The following is a 3,043-nucleotide window of genomic DNA, read 5'->3' as shown; positions in this document are numbered from 1 at the left end:
TACCGTCTTTGACCGTCGTGGTTGTGGTCGTGCCGTCTGGGTTCTTGATGGTGATGGTGTGGGTCCCGTCGCCGTTGTCCTTAGTGGTGACTTCTGGAGACTTGCCGTCCTTGCCATCTTTGACAGAGCCTTCTGCAACAGGTGCTTGCGTGGTGTCTGGCTTGCCAGTCTTAGGATCTACTGGGTAGAACTTAATCGTGGTGGTGCCATCTTGACCCTTCTCAACCACTGGGGCAAAGCTCTTGCCATCGATACCGTCACGGCCATCTTTACCATTCTTACCGTCTTTGACAGTAGTTGTGGTTACTGTACCACTTGGATCCTTGATGGTGATGGTGTGGGTGCCGTCACCGTTGTCCTTGCTGGTGATTTCTGGAGACTTGCCGTCTTGACCGTCTTTCACATAGCTTTCGTGAACAACAGCGCCGGTTTCAGGATCTTTGACAATAATCTTAGTGCCGGCTTGCTTGCCAGGGGTGTTAGGATCGAGGTCGTCGACGCGGCTGGCTTCAACGACTGGCGACTTGCCATCCTTACCGTCCTTCACAGAACCTTCTGCAACGGCTGGTTGAGTGGTGTCTGGCTTACCAGTCTTAGGATCTACTGGGTAGAACTTAATCGTGGTCGTGCCATCTTGGCCCTTCTCAACGACTGGCGCAAAGCTCTTACCGTCGATACCGTTCTTACCGTCTTTACCATCCTTACCGTTGACGCCATCTTTGACGAAGGTTTCGCGGATGACCTTACCGGTTTCTGGATCTTTGACCGTAATCTTGGTACCTGCTTGGTTACCAGGTGTATTTGGATCAGCATCTTCAACCCGGGTGCTCTCAACGACTGGGGACTTACCGTCCTTACCGTTCTTAACGGTGGTGGTGGAGTTCACGCTGCCGTCTGGGTTCTTGGTTGTGATGGTATGGGTTCCGTCACCGTTGTCCTTCACTTCGACTGTTGGGGACTTGCCATCCTTACCATCGCGAACGAATTGGGCAGATACGACTTCATCGTCGGTGAACTTGCCGTCGTTGTTCTTGTCGAAGTAGTTGATGATCCAGCGGCCAGGCTCGCCGGCTGCATTTGGCCCTTCAACGACGGTGGTGTAGGCAGACTTGCCGTTTGCCCCGTCTTTGACTGCACCTTCTGCAACAGCTGGTTGAGTCGTGTCCACTTTACCGGTCTTAGGATCAACTGGGTAGAACTTGATGGTGGTGGTGCCATCTTGACCTTTTTCTACAACTGGTGCGTAGCTTTGGCCATCCTTACCGTCTTTGACAGTGCCTTCTGCAACGGCTGGTTGGCTGGTGTCTGGCTTGCCCGTTTCTTTGTTGACTGGGTAGAACTTAATGGTGGTTGTACCATCTGCACCCTTCTCAACAACTGGGGCAAAGGTCTTACCGTCAACGCCGTCCTTACCGTCTTTACCGTCTTTGACGAAGGTCTCATTGATCACCTTGCCAGTATCTGGGTCTTTAACAGTGATCTTAGTACCTGGTTGATTATCTGGAGTATTTGGATCAGCGTCTTCTACACGGCTCGTTTCAACGACTGGTGCTTTCCCATCTTTACCGTCTTTGACCGTTGTGGTAGTGCTTGTGCCATCTGGGTTCTTGATGGTGATGGTGTGAGTTCCGTTGCCATTGTCCTTAGTCGTGACTTCTGGAGACTTGCCGTCCTTACCGTCACGGACAAATTTAGCGGAAACGACTTCATCATCGGTGAACTTGCCGTCGCCGTTCTTGTCGTAGTAGTTGATGATCCATTGACCTTGTTCACCAGCTTCGTTAGGTCCAGTGACTACCGTCGTGTAGGCAGATTTACCGTCTTGGCCAGCTGCACCCTGAGCGCCGTCTTTGACTTCGCCAGTGGCAACAGGTTCTTGGCTCTTATCAACCTTACCTGTCTTAGGATCGACTGGGTAGAACTTGATAGTGGTCGTGCCGTCTGCGCCCTTCTCAACGACTGGGGCAAAGGTCTTGCCGTCGACACCATTCGTACCGTCTTGACCTTTTTCACCCTTGTCACCTTTAGCCCCGTCTTTAACGGTTGTTGTGGTGGTCGTGCCATCTGGGTTCTTGATGGTGATGGTGTGGGTCCCGTTGCCATTGTCCTTAGTGGTGACTTCTGGAGACTTGCCGTCTTGGCCGTCCTTGACGAAGGTTTCACTAATGACCTTATCAGTTTCTGGATCTTTGACAGTGATCTTGGTCCCGGCTTGCTTGCCTGGGGTGTTTGGATCAAGGTCTTCCACCCGTTCAGTTTCAACGACTGGGGCCTTCCCGTCTTTACCATCTTTCACAGAACCTTCTGCAACAGCTGGTTGACTTTCATCAGCCTTGCCAGTCTTAGGATCTACTGGATAGAACTTGATGGTGGTTGTACCATCTGCACCCTTAGTCACAACTGGAGCGTAAGTCTTGCCGTCAACGCCGTCCTTACCATCGCGAACGAATTGAGCAGATACGACTTCATCGTCGGTAAACTTGCCATCCGCGTTCTTGTCATAGTAGTTGATGATCCAACGGCCAGGCTCGCCAGCTGCATTTGGTCCTTCAACAACTGTGGTATAGGCGGACTTACCGTCTTTGACAGAGCCTTCCGCCACAGGAGCTTGGGTCGTGTCAGCTTTACCGGTCCTTAGGATCTACTGGATAGAACTTGATGGTGGTGGTGCCGTCTGCGCCCTTCTCAACCACTGGGGCAAAGCTCTTACCGTCGTCACCCTTAGCGCCGTCTTTGACTTCGCCAGTGGCAACTGGGGCTTGCTTGGTATCTGGCTCACCAGTCTTAGGATCTACTGGGTAGAACTTAATAGAGGTTGTGCCATTTTCACCCTTAGTGAGGACTGGAGCGTAGGTCTTGCCGTCCTTACCATCGCGAACGAATTGGGCAGATACGACTTCATCGTCGGTAAACTTGCCGTCGCCATTCTTATCGAAGTAGTTGATGATCCAGCGGCCTGGTTCATTGGCTGCATTTGGTCCTTCAACAACGGTAGTGTAGGCAGACTTACCGTCTTTGACTGCACCTTCTGCAACAGCTGGTT

General features: G+C 51.9%; 1 protein-coding gene and 1 pseudogene. Both read right to left on the bottom strand.

Translation table 11 applies throughout. The features are described 5' to 3' along the window. On the bottom strand, positions 1-2,602 hold a 2,602-nt coding region (locus HMPREF3090_RS01080; RefSeq protein WP_083272331.1), incomplete at its 3' end, for a collagen-flanked surface repeat-containing protein. A 22-nt stretch (positions 2,603-2,624) separates the two neighbouring features. Further along, positions 2,625-3,043 (bottom strand): annotated as a pseudogene (locus HMPREF3090_RS09785) (hypothetical protein); the annotation flags it as partial.

It is taken from the genome of Aerococcus sp. HMSC23C02, assembly GCF_001806805.1.
Taxonomy (GTDB): Bacteria; Bacillota; Bacilli; order Lactobacillales; family Aerococcaceae; genus Aerococcus; species Aerococcus sanguinicola.
The sequence above is the reverse complement of the archived record's forward strand: the minus strand, read 5'-3'. Positions and strand labels throughout refer to the sequence as shown.